General features: G+C 63.6%; 18 protein-coding genes and 2 riboswitches. Of the genes, 7 read left to right on the top strand and 11 right to left on the bottom strand.

Annotated elements, in window-relative coordinates; all coding sequences use genetic code 11:
* Positions 1-4: 4 nt before the first annotated feature.
* From gcvH to GGR38_RS15595, 8 genes are all read right to left on the bottom strand, one after another.
* Positions 5-376 carry a glycine cleavage system protein GcvH gene (gene gcvH / locus GGR38_RS15630; RefSeq protein ID WP_183627119.1) on the bottom strand — a complete coding sequence of 124 codons (372 nt, stop codon included), beginning with the start codon at positions 374-376 and terminating at the stop codon, positions 5-7.
* Complete coding sequence (gene gcvT, locus GGR38_RS15625) at positions 373-1,560, bottom strand: glycine cleavage system aminomethyltransferase GcvT (protein WP_183627118.1); 1,188 nt, start codon at positions 1,558-1,560, stop codon at positions 373-375. The genes gcvH and gcvT overlap by 4 nt, the downstream gene beginning before the upstream one ends.
* A gap of 34 nt (positions 1,561-1,594) precedes the next feature.
* A riboswitch (glycine riboswitch) is annotated at positions 1,595-1,711 on the bottom strand.
* Positions 1,712-1,812: riboswitch (glycine riboswitch) on the bottom strand.
* 103 nt (positions 1,813-1,915) lie between these two features.
* Positions 1,916-3,076: a deoxyguanosinetriphosphate triphosphohydrolase gene (locus GGR38_RS15620; protein ID WP_183627117.1), complete on the bottom strand. Its 1,161-nt coding sequence runs from the start codon at positions 3,074-3,076 to the stop codon at positions 1,916-1,918.
* 266 nt (positions 3,077-3,342) lie between these two features.
* The gene (locus tag GGR38_RS15615) at positions 3,343-3,573 is read right to left on the bottom strand and encodes a hypothetical protein (protein ID WP_183627116.1); all 231 of its coding nucleotides are present in this window, start codon (positions 3,571-3,573) and stop codon (positions 3,343-3,345) included.
* Positions 3,574-3,661: 88 nt separating this feature from the next.
* Positions 3,662-5,074 (bottom strand): NAD(P)(+) transhydrogenase (Re/Si-specific) subunit beta, encoded by a 1,413-nt coding sequence (locus GGR38_RS15610; RefSeq protein ID WP_183627115.1) that lies wholly within the window; start codon positions 5,072-5,074, stop codon positions 3,662-3,664.
* Entirely contained in the window at positions 5,074-5,370 is a 297-nt protein-coding gene (locus GGR38_RS15605) for a proton-translocating transhydrogenase family protein (protein WP_168605214.1), read from the bottom strand. The genes GGR38_RS15610 and GGR38_RS15605 overlap by 1 nt, the downstream gene beginning before the upstream one ends.
* 12 nt (positions 5,371-5,382) lie before the next feature.
* Positions 5,383-6,513 (bottom strand): NAD(P) transhydrogenase subunit alpha, encoded by a 1,131-nt coding sequence (locus GGR38_RS15600; RefSeq protein WP_183627114.1) that lies wholly within the window; start codon positions 6,511-6,513, stop codon positions 5,383-5,385.
* 10 nt (positions 6,514-6,523) lie between these two features.
* Complete coding sequence (locus GGR38_RS15595) at positions 6,524-6,682, bottom strand: aa3-type cytochrome c oxidase subunit IV (RefSeq protein ID WP_256432788.1); 159 nt, start codon at positions 6,680-6,682, stop codon at positions 6,524-6,526.
* Between the two features lie 210 nt (positions 6,683-6,892).
* On the opposite strand from GGR38_RS15595, the gene GGR38_RS15590 reads away from it, so the two are divergent.
* A complete protein-coding gene (locus GGR38_RS15590; protein ID WP_183627113.1) occupies positions 6,893-8,317 on the top strand; it encodes a sigma-54-dependent transcriptional regulator in 1,425 nt (474 codons plus the stop codon).
* 44 nt (positions 8,318-8,361) lie between these two features.
* On the opposite strand, the gene folP is transcribed toward GGR38_RS15590, so the two are convergent.
* From folP to GGR38_RS15575, 3 genes are all read right to left on the bottom strand, one after another.
* Positions 8,362-9,447, bottom strand: coding sequence for a dihydropteroate synthase (gene folP / locus GGR38_RS15585; RefSeq protein ID WP_183627112.1), 1,086 nt, complete (start codon positions 9,445-9,447; stop codon positions 8,362-8,364).
* An 18-nt stretch (positions 9,448-9,465) separates the two neighbouring features.
* The gene (locus GGR38_RS15580; protein WP_183627111.1) at positions 9,466-10,659 is read right to left on the bottom strand and encodes a site-specific DNA-methyltransferase; all 1,194 of its coding nucleotides are present in this window, start codon (positions 10,657-10,659) and stop codon (positions 9,466-9,468) included.
* 217 nt (positions 10,660-10,876) lie between these two features.
* Positions 10,877-11,455 (bottom strand): ribonuclease HII, encoded by a 579-nt coding sequence (locus GGR38_RS15575; protein WP_183627110.1) that lies wholly within the window; start codon positions 11,453-11,455, stop codon positions 10,877-10,879.
* Between the two features lie 83 nt (positions 11,456-11,538).
* Here GGR38_RS15575 and GGR38_RS15570 point away from each other — a divergent pair, with 83 nt between their 5' ends.
* The 6 genes from GGR38_RS15570 to GGR38_RS15545 all read left to right on the top strand — a co-directional run bounded on the left by GGR38_RS15570 (position 11,539) and on the right by GGR38_RS15545 (position 15,905).
* Positions 11,539-12,054 (top strand): GNAT family N-acetyltransferase, encoded by a 516-nt coding sequence (locus GGR38_RS15570; protein ID WP_183627109.1) that lies wholly within the window; start codon positions 11,539-11,541, stop codon positions 12,052-12,054.
* A gap of 39 nt (positions 12,055-12,093) precedes the next feature.
* Positions 12,094-12,663, top strand: coding sequence for a DUF1285 domain-containing protein (locus tag GGR38_RS15565; protein WP_183627108.1), 570 nt, complete (start codon positions 12,094-12,096; stop codon positions 12,661-12,663).
* Positions 12,660-13,253 (top strand): CoA pyrophosphatase, encoded by a 594-nt coding sequence (locus GGR38_RS15560; RefSeq protein ID WP_183627107.1) that lies wholly within the window; start codon positions 12,660-12,662, stop codon positions 13,251-13,253. The genes GGR38_RS15565 and GGR38_RS15560 overlap by 4 nt, the downstream gene beginning before the upstream one ends.
* The gene (locus tag GGR38_RS15555; RefSeq protein WP_183627106.1) at positions 13,246-14,412 is read left to right on the top strand and encodes a CCA tRNA nucleotidyltransferase; all 1,167 of its coding nucleotides are present in this window, start codon (positions 13,246-13,248) and stop codon (positions 14,410-14,412) included. Before GGR38_RS15560 ends, GGR38_RS15555 begins: the two co-directional genes overlap by 8 nt.
* 9 nt (positions 14,413-14,421) lie before the next feature.
* Complete coding sequence (locus tag GGR38_RS15550; RefSeq protein WP_246404747.1) at positions 14,422-15,192, top strand: retropepsin-like aspartic protease family protein; 771 nt, start codon at positions 14,422-14,424, stop codon at positions 15,190-15,192.
* 68 nt (positions 15,193-15,260) lie between these two features.
* Entirely contained in the window at positions 15,261-15,905 is a 645-nt protein-coding gene (locus GGR38_RS15545; protein WP_183627105.1) for a retropepsin-like aspartic protease family protein, read from the top strand.
* Positions 15,906-15,915 lie beyond the last annotated feature (10 nt).

Raw genomic sequence — 15,915 nt, 5'->3', positions numbered from 1 at the left:
GGGATTACAGCTCCGCAATATAGGCGGCGTAAGCGGCCTCATCCATCAGATCGGCCAGCTCGCCGGCGTCCGAAACGCTCATGCGCCACAGCCAGCCTTCGCTCTCGGGCGAGGTGTTGACCAGTTCGGGGGCTTCTTCCAGCGCCGCATTGCCTTCGATCACTTCGCCCGAAACGGGGGCGTAAACGTCGCTGGCGGCCTTGACGCTGTCGACCACGGCGGCGGTGTCGCCCTTGCTCACGGCCTTGCCCGCTTCGGGGACTTCGACAAAGGTGATGTCGCCCAGAGCGTTCTGCGCGAAATCGGTGATGCCGACGGTCGCCACATCGCCGTCAACGGAGATCCACTCGTGGTCCTTGGTGAAATAACGGGTCATTTTGCGGCTCCTTTGCGGAAATAGCGATGGGGAACGAAAGGCATGGCAGCGACGGTGGCGGACAGTTTCTTGCCGCGCACGTCGATGAAAAGTTCGGTGCCGGGCGCGCCCAGAGCGGCGGGCACATCGGCCATGGCGATGGGGCAGCCGAGGCTCGGCGCAAAGCCACCAGACGTCAGCACGCCGACCTTATCCTCGCCGCTGTACACCTCGGCGCCTTCGCGCGCGGCCTGACGGCCCGAGAGTTTCAGGCCCACGCGGACCGTTTCGGTGCCCTGCGACAGGCCGGTCAGGATGCGGTCGGCGCCGGGGAAGCCGCCTTCGGCGCGGCGGCGCTTGGAAATGGCGAAGGACAACCCTGCGCTGATGGGGTCGATTTCCTCATTCAGATCATGGCCGTAGAGCGGCAGGCCCGCCTCCATGCGCAAGCTGTCACGCGCGCCAAGTCCGATGGGCTTGACCGCTTCGTGGGTGCACAGCATCTCGGCCAGCGCCTCGGCGCTTTCGGCCGGAACGGCGATTTCATAGCCATCTTCGCCGGTATAACCACTGCGGCTGATATGCAGTTCGACGCCGTTCCACACATAGGGACCGGCCTGCATGAAGGAGAGCTGGTCAACGGGCACGATCTGCGGCTGGGCGGGCGCGATGCCGAAAGAGGCCAGCGCCTCGGCGGCGCGGGGGCCTTGCAGCGCCAGCAGGGCAAATTCGTCACGGTGAGTCAGCGTGATATCGTCGGGCAGGAATTCGCGCAGATAGCCAATGTCGTCCCACTTGGTCGCGCCATTGACGATCAGGAAAAAGCCGCCCGGCCAGCGCGTGATCATCAGATCGTCGATGATCCCGCCGGTTTCATTCAGCAGCAGCGAATAGCGCTGGCGGCCAACTTTCAGGATCGAGAGATCGGCGGGCATCAGCGCTTCCAGAGCGGTGACGGCGTCCTGCTGATCCTCGTCCTCGCTGGACACGACCAACTGGCCCATGTGGCTGACATCAAACAGGCCAGCGTTTTCGCGGGTCCACAGGTGTTCGCCCATGATGCCTTCGTATTGCACCGGCATCCAGTAACCGGCGAATTCGACCATACGGCCGCCGCGCGCGCGGTGCCATGCGTCGAGGGGAAGCGTGAGGGTTTCGGGGATTTCGGCTTCTTCGCCTGCATCAATATTGTATGTGTCGCTCACAAATCAGCCTTCCGCACAGCGTTGCACCAGTCCTGGTGCCCCCTCTGTCACGGAAACCTGAGAGCTTAGCCCGCGCATGGGAATGCGCAGATTTACCCCTTCGGCGGCCCCTGCGCCCTATGGCCCAGTTGCACTTTCCAGAGCGTCGCTATTGACCGACACGGTCCTTATTGCCTGAGAGATTCCGGGGCGGTTGCTCCTTCGGCGCCGGGCAATTCTTGCGAATCACCCGAACTCTCCCGCATCGTTCAGCGACTGATATTCGCCATCTCTTTTTGCGGCGCAAAAGTCAAACAGCCTGTCAGAAATTCTACCCCAATACGTAATCCGCTCCATAAATCCGGCGCAATCGGGGTCAGACGTTACTCAATCCTTCGGGGGCTGTGCCGTGGATCATGCGGTATTGTGCGATGGCGAAACGGTCGGTCATGCCCGCGATATAGTCCGCGATATGGCGGCTGCGTTGCGGCTCGGCCTGCGGCAGGCGGGCGGCCCATGCCTCGCCCATACGCGAAGGGTCCTCGCGATAGGCGGCGAACAGGCCCGATACGACCTGATGCGCCTTTTCCGCCGTGGCCAATTGCTCCGGGTGGTAATAGAGCCGGTCATACATGAAGCGCTTGAGGGCCCGCTCAGCCTCAGCCATGGCGGGCGAGAAGGCAGCGCTGGCGCGGGATGCGGCGCGGATCTCGGCAATGCCGGCCATACCATGCGTGCGGCTTTGCGTTTCGGCAATCACGTCGTTCACCATGATGCCGATCTGGCTGCGCACCAGCTCGCGCAGTTTGCGGTCATGGGGGGCGTTGGGGTGTTTAGCCTCCACCGCGCGCCATTGCTCGGCCACGAAGGGCTGGGTCAGCAGATCATCGAGATGGAGGAAACCGGCGCGCAGGCCATCGTCAATATCGTGATTGTCATAGGCAATATCGTCGGCAATCGCGGCCACCTGCGCCTCAAGACACGACCATTCGCCCAGATGCAGCGGATAGGCCGCGTCCAATTCGGCCAGCGCCCAGTTTGGATGCATAACGGGCCCGTTATGCTTGGCCAGCCCCTCCAGCGTCTCCCACGTCAGGTTCAGCCCCTCATGCTCGCAATAGGGGCTTTCCAGACGCATCAGCGTGCGAAGCGTATTGGCATTGTGGTCCCAGCCGCCCTGCTCCTTCAGGGCCTCGTCCAGCGCATCCTCACCGCTGTGGCCAAAGGGCGGATGGCCGATGTCATGCGCAAGGCACAACGCTTCGGTCAGATCCTCGTCCAGCCCCAGAACGCGGGCGATCACGCGGCCGATCTGGGCCACCTCTAAGCTGTGCGTCAGGCGGACCCGGTAGTGGTCACCATCGGGGGCGACGAAAACCTGCGTTTTATGCCGCAAGCGCCGGAACGCAATCGAGTGGATGATCCGGTCGCGGTCGCGCTGATACGGGCTGCGCGGGCCGCGGGCGATCGAACCTTCGAGCGCGAATTCACGGCCAAGGGTTTGCGATGGGTCGCAGGCCAGGGGGGATAGGGGCATGGGTTTGGGGTAGCGAAGATCAAAGGAAAAGGAAAGATGCGAGGGACTTGTCCCTCGCGCTCCCGTTACTGTCTTTGTTGCGCCACAGGTTCGGCGCCCGGTGTCGCACGCGATGGTGAAATATAAAGCCTGCGGCGCGGATAGGCATAACCCTAAAGCGCCGCAGGCCTTAAAATTCAATCTGCGCGCGCAGATTAAGCACCACCCCATTCATGGGATTGCAAAGGGTCGAGACCCTTTGCCCGCCGGAGGCAAACCTTCAAATCTTATCTTTCCCAACCCGACATGCACAACCCGGCCGCCGCAGCCGTCACCCGAATAACCTCAGGGTCCTGAATCCGACGCACCGCCATCACATAATCGAACAGCGACCGCTTAGGCCCCTGCAGCGCCTCCAACTGGCGCAATTGCGAAATGGTCAGCTTGTCCACCATATGCTCGGCCATGCAGGCCGAAACCGGTTCGGACAGCCCCGCCCCCACAAGGGCAGATTTCACCCGGCCCCGGGCAATCCCCTGAACACAGCCCGAGAGGGCGAGGGTAAGGGCAAGAACTGTCAGAAAACGGCGCATTATCAGACCTTTATCAATGGGCCAGCGCCTTGACGATGTCTTCCACCATCTTCTTGGCGTCGGCCAGCAGCATCATGGTCTGGTCCATGTAGAAGACATCATTATCAACACCTGAATAGCCTACGCCACCCATCGAGCGTTTGACGAACATGACGGTCTTGGCCTTTTCCACGTCAAACACGGGCATGCCGTAGATCGGGCTGGACTTGTCGGTCTTGGCGGCGGGATTGACCACGTCATTGGCGCCAATGATGAAGGCGACATCGCACTGGCCGAACTCGGAATTGATGTCCTCCAGCTCGAAGACTTCATCGTAAGGCACGTTAGCTTCGGCCAGCAAGACGTTCATATGGCCCGGCATTCGCCCCGCAACCGGGTGAATGGCATATTTGACCGAAACGCCTTCCTTCTTCAGCACATCGCCCATTTCGCGCAGCGCATGCTGGGCCTGAGACACCGCCATGCCATAGCCGGGGATGATGATGACACTCTCGGCTTCCTTCATCAGGAAGGCCGCGTCTTCGGCAGAGCCGCGCTTCCACGGACGCTGCTCCTTGGGCGCGCCGCCCGCGCCAGCCTCAGGCGCAGCGCCGAAACCGCCCGCGATGACGGAAAGGAAGCCCCGGTTCATCGCCTTGCACATGATATAGCTAAGGATCGCGCCCGAAGAGCCAACCAGCGCCCCGGTGATGATCATAGCGGTATTATGCAGCGTAAAGCCCATCGCGGCGGCCGCCCAGCCCGAATACGAGTTGAGCATCGAGACCACCACCGGCATATCCGCCCCGCCGATCGGGATGATCAGCAGGAAGCCGATGATGAAGGCCAGCAACGAGATGAGACCAATCACCCACAGGCTCTGATCCACCGTGAAATAACCCACGAGGCTAAGGATCGCGATAATCGTGCCAAGGTTGATGACATGGCGGCCGGGAAGCATGATTGGCGCCCCCGACATCTTGCCCGCCAGTTTAAGGAAGGCAATGATCGAGCCGCTGAACGTGATGGCGCCGATGGCAATGCCAAGGCCCATTTCGATGCAGGATTGAGCATGGATCTGGCCACCCTCAGCAATCCCGAAAGCCTCAGGATTGAGATAAGCCGCCCAGCCCACCAGCACAGCCGCCATACCGACCAGCGAGTGAAACGCTGCGACCAATTGCGGCATCGCCGTCATGGCAATGCGCCGCGCAATGACAAAGCCGATGCCGCCGCCAATCGCCAGCGCGCCGATGATTTCCGGCAATCCGGCAATCTCATGCGTCACCAACGTCGTGGCCACGGCAATCACCATGCCGATCATGCCATAGCGGTTGCCCGCGCGGCTGGTGGCCGGAGACGACAACCCGCGCAGCGCCAGAATAAACAGCACGCCCGAAACGAGATAGGCGAACATCGCCCATGAAGGAGTTGTGACATGTTCCATCACTTCTTCTCCTTCTTCTTATACATGGCCAGCATGCGCGCCGTGACCGCAAAGCCGCCAAAGATATTGACCGAGGCCAGCACCACCGCGCCCAGCCCCAGCCATTTCGACACGCCACCCGCAGCGCCAAGACCACTGGCCGCCGCCGCGATCAACGCGCCCACCACGATCACCGATGAGATCGCATTGGTCACCGCCATCAAGGGCGTGTGCAGCGCGGGCGTGACCGACCACACCACATAATAGCCGACGAAACACGCCAGCACGAAGATCGAAAGGATCGAGATAAAGTCCATAACGCCCTCCCCTCAGAGCAGTCGCGGATTGACGACCTGACCGCCTTGCGTCAGCCGGATCGCATTGCCGATTTCCTCGTCCAGAACAGGCTTGCCCTGCTCCTTGTCCCAAAAGGCCGAGAGGAAGTTGTAGAGATTGCGCGCAAACAAAGCCGAAGCATCGGCGGGCAAATGCGCGGGCGTATTGGAATAGCCGATGATCTTGACGCCGTGACGATCCACGATCTGATCGGGAACGGAGCCTTCGACATTGCCGCCCTGCGCCACGGCAAGGTCGAAAATGACGCTGCCCGGCTTCATCGTGGCGATCTGCGCGTCCGAAATCAGACGCGGCGCGGCCCGACCGGGGATCAGCGCCGTGGTGATGACGATGTCCTGCTTGGCGATATGGCTGGAAACCAGTTCGGCCTGCGCCGCCTGATATTCGGGGCTCATTTCGGTGGCATAGCCGCCCGCGCCCTCGCCCTCGATGCCCGCAACGTTTTCCACGAAGATCGGCTTGGCGCCAAGGCTCTGGATCTGCTCCTTGGTCGCGCTGCGCACGTCGGTGGCCGAAACCTGCGCGCCCAGACGGCGCGCGGTGGCGATGGCCTGAAGCCCCGCCACGCCCACGCCCATAATGAACGCCTTGGCCGCAGAAATCGTACCGGCCGCCGTCATCATCATCGGAAATGCCCGGCCGTAAACGCCCGCCGCATCGATCACGGCCTTATATCCGGCCAGATTGGATTGAGACGAAAGAATATCCATCGACTGCGCGCGCGTGATGCGCGGCATGAATTCCATCGCCAGCGCCTCAACCCCGGCGGCCGCATAGGCGTCAATGCGCCCGCGCTGGCCAAAGGGATCAAGCCCCGCCGCGACCCACACGCCCGGCTTTGCACCCGAGAGCAGGCCCACATCAGGCCCCTGAACCCCCAGCACAATGTCCGCGCCCGCGACCACCGAAGCCGCATCGCCCAGGACCGCACCGGCGGCCGCATAATCAGCGTCAGCAATCGAGGCGGCATGCCCCGCCCCGCTTTCCACCGCCACAATCGCACCAAGGTTTGTGAATTTCTTCACCGTTTCCGGCGTCACGCAGACGCGCGTTTCCCCCGCCGCTCTTTCTGTAAGAGCGGCGATACGCAATTTATCCGTCATTCCAGACCTTTCAGCGGGAGATGAGATAGACGACGAAAGCGGCCACGATGGCGATGACCGGGGTGCTGACCTTGATCAGGCGAATGAAACCCTCATAGGTTTGCCGTGCGGTGGTAATATCCTGAGTGTTTGCCATTGATTTTACCCCTGTCCCATTATTCTTGTGCAATTCTTATCACCCTCAATCCTCAGCACAAGGCCAAACATGATCCGCGGCAAAAGATAAATTGCACCATGGGTCAAAATTCATTTTCCGTCGTGATGCCCAACATGGTGGACGCCGCCCCGGAAAAAATCAGGACCGCTGACAAGACGCGTTTAAGCAGGTCTTTACCCAATTTGGCTAAATCCTGCCTTTATGACGACAGACCGCGCAAATATGGCAGAAACCGAACAGCGCCTGCTGATGCTGATCGACGATGAGCCGGCGCAGAGCCGCCTGATCACGGCACTGGCCGCGCGCGAGGGCTGGCGAACGCTGGTGGTGGGCGATGCCGAAACGGCGGTGGCCATGCTGGGAACGCGGCAAGGCATGCAATTGGGCGCGGTTATCCTTGACCAATGGGTGCCGGGCGATGAAGCCTGCTCGCTGATCGCCGATCTGCGCAGCCGCCGTCCCGCCCTGCCGATCCTGATGCTGACCACCTCGGCCTCGCCGCTGTTGGCGGTCGAAGCCATGCGCGCGGGTGCAACCGATTACCTCATCAAGCCCATCGCGCCCGACCGCTTGATGAGCGCGCTGCGCAACGCTACCACGCGCGAAACACCGCGCGATGAATTACAGCCGTTGACCGAAAAGATGAACGGTCCGGCCGATTTCGAATCCATGATCGGCGCGGCTCCGGCTTTCCGTACCGCCCTTGCCATCGCTGCAAAATCCGCGCGCGGTCAGGGCCACCTGCTGATCGAGGGGGAAAGCGGCACCGGCAAGGAAATGCTGGTGCGCGCCATCCACGCCGCATCGCAACGCGCCAAGATGCCGCTGCGCATGGTCAATGCCGGGTCAACGCCGGGCAATTCGATCGAATCGGCCCTGTTCGGCCATGAAAAGGGCGCCTTCCCCGGCGCGTTTGACCGCCAGATAGGCGCGATCCAATATTGCGACGGCGCCACGCTGGTCATCGACGAAATCGACCGCCTGCCCATGGGCGTGCAGGAACGGCTGGCCGAATATCTGACCACCGGATCATGCCGCCCGATTGGCGCGCGCCATGCGTTTCGGGTCGATGTGCGGCTGATCGCGGCGTCGAATTATCCACTCAAGGATCTGATCGTCCACGGCGACTTCCTGCCCGAACTCCATGCCGCGATCTGCGCGACCACGGTGTCGCTGCCGCCGCTGCGCGCGCGGCTGGGCGATATTCCGGCGCTGGCGCGACATTTCCTTGCCCGCATCGGGGAACAGCCGGGCCTGCGCGAACTGGGCATCACCGATGGCGCGCTGGCGCTGCTCTCGGCCTATGACTGGCCCGGCAACGTGCGCCAGCTTCAGGCCGTCCTGTTCCGCGCCGCCGTCTTTTGCGATGGCGACGCGCTGACCGCTGACGATTTCCCCCAGCTCTCCAGCATGATAACCGCCGAACCGCTGGCCATCAGCAATGGCGTAGCCCACGAAAGCGCGGGCGTGATGCTGTTTACCGCCGATGGCAATCTGCGGCCTTTGGAAGACATTGAGGCGGACGTGATCCGGCTGGCCATCGGGCACTATCGCGGCCGCATGACCGAAGTGGCGCGGCGGCTGGGGATCGGGCGTTCGACACTGTATCGAAAGTTGAGCGAGCTTGGGATTGGGGACGCGGCTTAGGGGTTTTGGGTTTTTGCCTCCGGCGGGCAAACCCTTCCAATCCTTCAATCCACCAACTGCCCAAAATCGGTCAAAGCCGCATCGCGCAAACCGCGCCACACATGCAGCGCCTGCACCGTTTGCGCCACATCATGCACGCGGATAACCTGCGCCCCGGCATCCATCATCCGCCCCGCCAGCATCAACGACCCGCCCAGACGCTTGTCCGCAGGCGCCTCGTTGGACAGCGCCCCGATCATCCGCTTGCGGCTGGCCCCCACCAACAGCGGACAGCCCAGCGCATGGAACAGCGGCAACGCATTCATCAGCGCGAGGTTTTCCTGCAATGTCTTGCCAAAGCCGATGCCGGGGTCGAGCAGGATGCGATCCCGCGCCAAGCCCGCCGCCTCCGCCGCATCACGCCGCGCGCGCAACCAGTCGAACACGTCCAGCACGACATCGCCGTAATGGCCGTCCTCGTGGAGATCTTCACCCTTGCCGGGCGCATGCATGATGCAGACGGGCGCGCCGGAATGGGCGGCAAATTCAAGGCTGCGCGGATCGTGGCGCAGACCCGAAACATCGTTCCACAGATGCGCCCCCGCCGCCAGAGCCGCCTCAAACACACCCACCCGGCGCGTATCCACGCTGATCGCCGCACCGCTGCGGGCCAGCTTTTCGATCACCGGCACCACGCGCTCGATCTCGTCGCCTTCCCACACCGGAGGGGCGCCGGGGCGCGTGCTTTCGCCGCCAATGTCGATCATCGCCGCGCCCGCCTCCAGCATCGCGCTGGCATGGACCATCGGCACATCCGGCCCGGAAATATTGCGCCCGCCATCGGAAAAACTGTCAGGCGTGACGTTGAGGATGCCCATCACCTGCGGCTGATCCAGCCGCACCGTCCGCGCGCCCATCTGCAACGGCGCGCGGGGCGCTCGCAGCGCTTCCCACTGCTCCTCCGCCTCGCCCCGGATCACGCGCCCCGCCTCGGCCATGCCAAAACGGGTGCGTTCGACCACCTTACCGCCCTCGCGCCGGATCAGCGCGAAACGGCTGGCATAGGTCAGCCCCCCGGCCAGACGAAGGGCTTCGCCTTCCTCGGACTGGGGGCTGTCAGCAAGGGCGATTGGGCGCAGGTAAACAGTCATACCCGCGCTTAGACCCGATCAGTCCTCGTTTGCCAGCAGATAAAGCTGACGGATCGCGTCGAGAGGCTTGACCTGCCCCTCATGCTCGATGTTCCAGAAAGTCCAGCCGTTGCAGCTGGGCGCGCCCTGCAATTGGGCCCCGCAGGAGTGGATCGACCCTTCGGTCTTGCCCGAAACCAGCGAGCCATCGGCGCGCACGGTGGCGGTGAAAGCCGGACGATTGCGCCCCTTCTTGCCGGTCAGCACGGTGCCGGGCTTGATCCAGCCGGTCTCGATCAGCGTGCCGAAGGGAACCTTGGGCGCGGCGCGCTTGCTCTTCATCGTGCTGATGGCGGATTCATCGAGAGGCAGCGCCATCTCGATCCGCTCCATCGCGGCCTCGCGGTAATTGCTCTCGCGCTCGCAACCGATCCATTCGCGGCCAAGACGCTTGGCCACGGCCCCGGTCGTGCCCGTGCCAAAGAAGGGATCGAGCACCACATCGCCCTTGTTGGTCGTGGCCAGCATCACGCGATAGAGCAGGCTTTCGGGCTTCTGCGTCGGGTGGACCTTGGCCCCGCCCTTCTTGAGGCGCTCGCCCCCGTTACAGATCGGCAGCACCCAGTCCGAACGCATCTGAAGTTCGTCATTGAGCGTCTTCATCGCGCGATAGTTGAACGTGTACTTTGCCTCCTCTCCCATGCTGCACCAGATCAGCGTTTCATGGGCATTGGTAAAGCGCGTGCCCTTGAAATTGGGCATCGGGTTCGACTTGCGCCACACGATGTCGTTCAGGATCCAGAAGCCCATATCCTGAAGGATCGCGCCGACGCGGAAGATGTTGTGATACGAACCGATCACCCAGAGCGAGCCATTGGGCTTCAAAACGCGGCGCGCCTCAGCCAGCCAGGCGCGGGTGAAACGGTCATAGGTGCCAAAGCTGTCGAACTTGTCCCAGTCATTGGTAACGGCATCGACATGGCTGCCATCTGGGCGGGCCAGATCGCCGCCGAGTTGGAGGTTATACGGCGGATCGGCAAACACCATATCGACGCTGGCCGTGGGGATCGAGCGCATAGCCTCGATGCAGTCGCCATCCAGAATGCGGCCCAGCGGCAGTTCGCTGCGCGGCGTTTCGACCGGCTTGAGGACAAGATCCTTCCTGATGCGGCTGGCCAGTTTGCGCGGCGCCGGAGTGGAGCGGGTGCGCTCCTTGAGAAGGACAGTGCCCATGAGGATTCCTGTGAATAAGTGCGTTGAACGGCCCCCTCAATGAGTCATTCGCAGACTCACGTCAAGGCCCGACTCGTGGAGTCAGCACGAGTCGCAAGGGTAACACCGAGTCAAGGACATGAGAACAGAAAGAGTCTGACACAAGGGATAGAGTCACACGCGACTCGGCAGACTCAACATCTAGTGGCGTGGCAATCGGGACTCAGGGGACGATTTTTTATAAAAATGACAATTGCGCGACCGGCGCAAACGTCCGTCGGTGATGCTCGCAAGGGCCGTGTTCACGCAGGCCCGCCAGATGCTGCGCCGTGCCATATCCGGCATTGCGCTCCCACCCGTAATGCGGGTGCGCCAGCGCCAGTTCGCGCATCACCCGGTCGCGGTGCTCCTTGGCGATGATGCTGGCCGCGCTGATCGCCGCCTCAGTGGCATCGCCCCCCACAATGGCGCGGGCCGCCCAGCGCCAGTCGCCCACGCGCCCCTCCGGCGTCTTGTTGCCGTCGATCAGCACCATCGCCGGATCGCCCACCTTGACCGCCAAGGCGCCGACCGCCCGCGTCATGGCCAGCATCGTGGCGGCAAAGATGTTGATCCGGTCGATCTCCTCGGCCTCAACCACGCCGATGGCCCAATGCGCCTCGGCCATGATCCGCGCCTCCAGCGCCGCGCGCCGCTTGGCCGACAATTTCTTGCTGTCGGCCAGCCCATCGATCGCACTGTCGCAAAGCCACACCGCGCCCGCCACCACAGGCCCCGCCAAAGGGCCGCGCCCCGCTTCATCCACGCCAAAAATCATAGCGCCCCGATTGCCGCCCCCACGCCGCGCCCGCAAGCATTTCCTTGCATCATGCGCCCCCCTGCCCTAACGCGCGCGGCATTATGGCAATCGAACCCTCGCTCATCCCGCTTGATAATGTCGATCCCTCGCTGGTCGAGGAATTGCTCGACCGCGCGTTTGAGCCGGAGCGACGCGGGCGCACCGCCTATAAGGTGCGCGGTGATGCCGAATGGCTGCCCGCCCTCTCCTTTGCCGCAGTGGACGAGGAACAGCATGTGGTCGGCTCGATCCAGTGCTGGCCGGTGGCGCTGACCGATCCCGATGGCCGCCGCCATCCGATGGTCATGGTCGGCCCCGTCGCCGTCCTGCCCGAGGCGCAGGGGCGCGGGTTTGGCAAAGCGCTGGTCACGGCCGCCATTTCAGCGATGAACCCCAAGGCGCCCTTGCCCATGGTGATGATCGGCGATCCGGAATATTACGGCCGCTTCTGGGGCTTTACCAATGCGCCCACGGGGGAATGGGATCTGCCCGGACCGTTTGAGCAGCACCGCTTGCTGGTGCGCTGTGACAATGCCGCCGTCCTGCCGCAACAGGGCATGTTGGGCCCTTGGGCGTGACCACTGGCGCATAGCGCCCGCCTGCCCCATATTGCCGCCATGCCCTATACGCCTCCCCCTGATCTGGCAGCACTCTCGCTGGAAGATATCGCCCGCATGGTGGCCGAGCGCCGCCTGCCCCCGGTCGATCAATGGCATCCGGCCGAGGAACTCGACAGCCAGATGGAGATCCGCGCCGATGGATCATGGTGGCATCAGGGCGGGCCGATCACCCGCCCGTCCATGGTGCGCGCCTTCTCCACATTGCTGATGCGCGATGATGCGGGGCAACACTGGCTGGTCACGCCGCAGGATCGGCAGAGGATTGCGGTGGTCGATGCCGCCTTTGTCGCGGTGGATGTGGCGCGGATTGACGGGGCGCTGGCGTTCCGGCTGAACACCGATGACACGGTGATCGCCGGGCCGGAACACCCCCTGATCGCACGCGGGGACGCGGAAACGCCCGCGATCTATCTGGCCGTGCGCCATGGCTGTCTGGCGCGGATCAACCGCTCCACCTGGGGACAATTGGTGGATATGGCGCTGGAAAAACCCGGTATGGATGAGGGTACAGACGGTGGACTGTCTGTGGATAGTCTGGGGATAAGTTTCCCCCTAGCGCCTCAATGAGCAATCTGCGGCACAAGCTGGAGCGGCTGTATCACGCGGGCATGGCAGAGCCTGCACCCACGCTGTTTCCCGATCCGCGCACGGCGGGCATCGAAGAATTCAAACCCGCCGCCGTGCTGATCGCTGTGACGGAGCGTTCCGCGCCCGGCGTGCTGATGATCCACCGCCCCGGCACCATGCGCGCCCATGCCGGACAGGTCGCCCTGCCCGGCGGGCGGCTGGACCCCGGCGAAACCGATATAGACGCCGCCGTGCGCGAGGCACAGGAAGAATTAGGCATCGATCCGCGCCACGTCGATGTGATCGGCCCGCTCGATGTGTTCCTGACCGGATCGGGCTATGCGGTGACGCCGGTGCTGGCGCTGATCCCGCCCGATCTGCCGCTGGTGCCCAATCCCGATGAAGTGGCGCAGTGGTTCGAGGCCCCCTTCGGCTTTGTCATGGACCCGGCCAACCATCAGCGCCGCGCCATCGATTGGGAGGGCAAGACCCGCCATCTGGTCGAAATTCCATGGGAGGGGCATCGCATCTGGGGCATCACCGGGGCCATTCTGGCCAATCTTTCCAAGCGGCTGAGTTGGTATGACTGAATATCTGAAACGTGAAGGCTGGTTGGTACGCCCGGATCTGGCCGAACTGGTGGCCGCGGTTGGCCCTTTGCGCTGGGTCGGCGGGGCAGTGCGCGATACGCTGCTGGGCTTCGCCGTAAAGGATATGGATGCGGCAACACCCCTGTTGCCCGACGAGGTGATCGCGCGGTGCAAGGCGGCGGGCATCCGCACCGTGCCCACCGGCATCGAGCATGGCACGGTGACCGCGCTGACGCAGGGCGGGCCGGTGGAGATCACCACGCTGCGCCATGATGTGTCGACCGACGGGCGGCGCGCGACCGTGGCCTTTGCGCAGGACTGGCGCGACGATGCGGCGCGGCGCGATTTCACCATCAACGCACTCTATGCCGATCCGGCCACGGGCGAGGTGTTCGATTATTTTGGCGGGCTGGAGGATCTGGCCGCACGGCGGGTGCGTTTCATCGGCGATGCGGCGCAGCGCATCCGTGAGGACCATCTGCGCATCCTGCGCTATTTCCGCTTTCAGGCCCGCTTTGGTCAGGAGGCTGACCCGGAGGCCGAACGGGCCTGCTCGGCGCTGGCCGCCATGCTCAAAGGCCTGTCGCGCGAGCGGATCGGGATGGAGATGATGAACCTGCTGGGCCTGCCCGATCCGGCGCCCACGGTGGCGCGGATGGCGCAGTTGGGCGTGCTGGCGGTGGTTCTGCCCGAGGCTTGCGTAGAAGCGCTGGCCGATCTGATCGCGCAGGAGCGGGCGCAGGGCGTAGCCCCCGATGCGCTGCGGCGGCTGGCGGCGCTGCTGCCTCCGCAGAGCGGGCTGGCCGAACAGGTCGCCTCGCGCTTTCGCCTGTCGGGGGCGCAGAAAAAGCGCCTCTCGCAAGCCGCCGCGCGCAAGGATGAGGCAGGCGATGCCTATGCCTTGGCCTATGCGCTGGGCATGGAAGGGGCGATGGACCGGCTGCTGCTGACCGGGGGATCAATTGCGCCTTTGTGCGGCTGGACCATCCCGTTTTTCCCCCTAAAAGGCGGCGATATTGTCGCGCGCGGCGTTGCTGCCGGGCCTCGCATCGCCCATATTCTCCGCTGCGTCGAAGGGCGGTGGGTGGCCGAAGGCTTTCCCGATGCCGCCCGCGTCGATGCCCTGTTGAACGAGGCCTTGTTGAACGAGGCCCCTTGAGGAGAGACTATGACCGCCGCCCATACAGGCGCCCATTCCGATAAGGCAGGCGCGGCGCTCGATCGGTTGATCGAGGCCGGTTCGGCGATTTGGGCGCAGGCGGTCGAACTGGTGATGACCCAGCCGGTGCTGGGCTGGGCGCTGGTCTTTGCGGGCTTACTGATTATGGGCAATCTGCTGCGCTATCGGCTGCCGATGCTGGGCGGATTGCTGCGATTTTTCGGCAATCTGGGGCTGATTGTGGCCTTGATCGTCGCGCTGCTGGGGGTGGTCGATCTGCGCCGCTTTGGCATCACAGCCGCCCTGCCCGAGGCGATCATGCGCCATCTGCCCAAGGCAGAAGAGCCGCAGGTGGTCGAGGGCAAGGTGACGCGCGTCCCCCTGGCCGATGACGGGCATTTCTGGGTCCGCGCCTCGATCGACGGAGCGCCGCGCCGGTTTCTGGTCGATACCGGCGCCACGCTGACCACGATCTCGCCCGAAACGGCACAGGAGGCTGGGCTGCGCATCGCGCGCGACGGGCCGAAAATCGAACTGCGCACCGCCAATGGCAATGCCACCGGGCGCATCGTGGTCATCCATGAACTGAAGGTCGGCAATGCCGTGGCCCGCAATATAGAGGCCGTGGTCGCCCCCGGCCTTGGCGAGACCAATGTGCTGGGCATGAACTTCCTGACCAAGCTCAAAGGCTGGCGGGTGGAAGGGCGCGTGATGGTGCTGGAGCCGCATCACCCGGCAAAAGCCGATCCGTCCCAAGCTGGCACGGATGAGGTTGGTTAACACAATTGCCGCGCGCGGGCCGCGCGCAAATAGTGGCGCATCATCCGATTGTTTCGAGAGCCTGCGCGATGCCCCTGTTCGACCTTCTGCTGGATTTGCCCAACCATCTGGTGCTGGCCTCGGCCTTTGGCTTTATGGCGCTGTTGCTGGTGGGCGGGATCATCCGGGCCGAGGCCAGCGGCGCGCTGGGCGCGATGATCCGCATGGTGGGCAGCGCGGGGCTGACGGTCGCCTTGGGCATCACGCTGGTGCAGCTGGGCGGGGCGTTCATCGGCGTGCCGCTGGTGGCCGGGGTGGCGATGGCGGCGCAGGCCTCATCACAGGTGGTGCGCGGCGGAGAAACCCGCGTGCCTTTGGCCGAGGATGGGCATTACTGGGTTGACGCCGCCGTCAATGGCACGCCCCAGCGCTTCCTTATTGACACGGGCGCGACATACACCACCCTTTCCTCCGAAGTCGCGCGCGAGGCGATGGTGGAGCCGGGCGCGGGTTCGGGCCGGGTCAACCTGCATACCGCCAATGGCGATACGCCCGCCAAAATGGCGCAGATCGACAGTCTTGAGGTCGGATCAATCCACGCCGCCGATATGACCACCATCATAGCCCCCGCCATCGGCACGACCAATGTGCTGGGGATGAATTTCCTCTCATCCCTCGAAGGCTGGAGGGTTGAGGGCAAGGTGATGATCCTTACCCCCAAAGGGGCCGATTAAAACTGGGGGA

The organism is Novosphingobium sediminicola, from assembly GCF_014196525.1.
GTDB lineage: Bacteria > Pseudomonadota > Alphaproteobacteria > Sphingomonadales > Sphingomonadaceae > Novosphingobium > Novosphingobium sediminicola.
Note: the sequence above shows the minus strand (reverse complement) of the source record. Positions and strands in the feature narration are given on the sequence as shown.

What these genes read in the sequence shown, in the direction of transcription:
- gcvH (WP_183627119.1), bottom strand. Translation starts at nt 376, where the DNA reads ATGACCCGTTATTTCACCAAGGACCACGAGTGGATCTCCGTTGACGGC.
- GGR38_RS15620 (WP_183627117.1), bottom strand. Translation starts at nt 3,076, where the DNA reads ATGCCCCTATCCCCCCTGGCCTGCGACCCATCGCAAACCCTTGGCCGT.
- GGR38_RS15610 (WP_183627115.1), bottom strand. Translation starts at nt 5,074, where the DNA reads ATGGAACATGTCACAACTCCTTCATGGGCGATGTTCGCCTATCTCGTT.
- GGR38_RS15605 (WP_168605214.1), bottom strand. Translation starts at nt 5,370, where the DNA reads ATGGACTTTATCTCGATCCTTTCGATCTTCGTGCTGGCGTGTTTCGTC.
- GGR38_RS15600 (WP_183627114.1), bottom strand. Translation starts at nt 6,513, where the DNA reads ATGACGGATAAATTGCGTATCGCCGCTCTTACAGAAAGAGCGGCGGGG.
- GGR38_RS15590 (WP_183627113.1), top strand. Translation starts at nt 6,893, where the DNA reads ATGGCAGAAACCGAACAGCGCCTGCTGATGCTGATCGACGATGAGCCG.
- folP (WP_183627112.1), bottom strand. Translation starts at nt 9,447, where the DNA reads ATGACTGTTTACCTGCGCCCAATCGCCCTTGCTGACAGCCCCCAGTCC.
- GGR38_RS15580 (WP_183627111.1), bottom strand. Translation starts at nt 10,659, where the DNA reads ATGGGCACTGTCCTTCTCAAGGAGCGCACCCGCTCCACTCCGGCGCCG.
- GGR38_RS15575 (WP_183627110.1), bottom strand. Translation starts at nt 11,455, where the DNA reads ATGATTTTTGGCGTGGATGAAGCGGGGCGCGGCCCTTTGGCGGGGCCT.
- GGR38_RS15570 (WP_183627109.1), top strand. Translation starts at nt 11,539, where the DNA reads ATGGCAATCGAACCCTCGCTCATCCCGCTTGATAATGTCGATCCCTCG.
- GGR38_RS15565 (WP_183627108.1), top strand. Translation starts at nt 12,094, where the DNA reads ATGCCCTATACGCCTCCCCCTGATCTGGCAGCACTCTCGCTGGAAGAT.
- GGR38_RS15560 (WP_183627107.1), top strand. Translation starts at nt 12,660, where the DNA reads ATGAGCAATCTGCGGCACAAGCTGGAGCGGCTGTATCACGCGGGCATG.
- GGR38_RS15555 (WP_183627106.1), top strand. Translation starts at nt 13,246, where the DNA reads ATGACTGAATATCTGAAACGTGAAGGCTGGTTGGTACGCCCGGATCTG.
- GGR38_RS15550 (WP_246404747.1), top strand. Translation starts at nt 14,422, where the DNA reads ATGACCGCCGCCCATACAGGCGCCCATTCCGATAAGGCAGGCGCGGCG.
- GGR38_RS15545 (WP_183627105.1), top strand. Translation starts at nt 15,261, where the DNA reads ATGCCCCTGTTCGACCTTCTGCTGGATTTGCCCAACCATCTGGTGCTG.